The 217-nt window shown below is 53.5% G+C and carries 1 pseudogene; it reads right to left on the bottom strand.

Annotated features, from left to right (window positions below):
* A pseudogene (locus tag FDX22_RS23800) lies at window positions 1–217 on the bottom strand (KilA-N domain-containing protein); the annotation flags it as partial.

The raw sequence follows: 217 nt of genomic DNA on the forward strand, positions 1-217 counted from the left end.
TGGCATACTGCGGAGTCAGATTTGGCAGGCCAGCAGCCTCCTGAAGCTTCTGGCATGCGCCCAGTACCGATGAATTGGACAGGTTTAACTCTTTGCGCATAAAACCCAGCAGAATCACCCCCGCCTGTATCTTATCGGCAGCCATCCCCGATGACTTTTCCGGAGCGCTCGTTACCTGGTCGAAGGTACGAATCACCTTTAAATGGAATGACGGGCT

It is taken from the genome of Citrobacter sp. TBCS-14, assembly GCF_005280805.1.
Classification (GTDB): domain Bacteria; phylum Pseudomonadota; class Gammaproteobacteria; order Enterobacterales; family Enterobacteriaceae; genus Citrobacter; species Citrobacter gillenii.